The organism is Herbiconiux daphne (assembly GCF_024979295.1).
GTDB classification, from domain to species: Bacteria; Actinomycetota; Actinomycetes; order Actinomycetales; family Microbacteriaceae; genus Herbiconiux; species Herbiconiux daphnes.
Map to the genome: position 1 here is coordinate 1 of NZ_JANLCJ010000610.1, position 580 is coordinate 580.

Genomic DNA, 580 nt, shown 5'->3' on the forward strand with positions numbered 1-580 from the left:
CAGCATCATCCCTGCAATAGTAGGCACCTGCATTGGCTTATCATGGAGTGGCAGCATGAAAGTGACGCGGTTATAACCGTGCCTTTCAGATTCAGCATTGACTTCTACCCCACCATAATACTGAGGTAATCCAGCCATAGCTTTCTGAATATCTGCCAGATATTGAGCTTCAACTTCTTCAATATAACCAACAGACTTCAGATTACCAGATTCGAAACCTTCGATACCATCTTCTTCCCAACCATCTTTTTCATAGTTGTCAGAGTGGTCTTCGATATCGTCACTGTCCCACTGGTTAATATATGAAAGGAACCCAAAGCATGGGCGATCCATTTCAATCCATTGACCATTATGGTTGTGAATCTCAACGCGAATTGACATTTTATTGTCCGTGATCTACGTCAACATCATGATGGTCATCCGTACCAAAGGCACGAAGTTGACTCACATATACTTGACCGCCATCTTTCCCCTGAGCGGTACATGCTCCCGTTAAGAAACGGAAGTTAGTTTCGCGGCGAAGGTCATACTTCGCAGCAACGCAGTCTTTAAACTGCACGGCCCGACGTGCTACCAGACC

2 protein-coding genes are annotated in these 580 nt (G+C 45.3%); both read right to left on the bottom strand.

The window, feature by feature from the left end; genetic code table 11:
- Nucleotides 1–381, bottom strand: a 381-nt coding sequence (locus tag N1032_RS26730; protein WP_259543695.1) for a hypothetical protein, incomplete at its 3' end; no start/stop codon positions are given.
- A 1-nt stretch (nt 382) separates the two neighbouring features.
- On the bottom strand, nt 383–580 hold a 198-nt coding region (locus N1032_RS26735; protein ID WP_259543696.1), incomplete at its 5' end, for a hypothetical protein.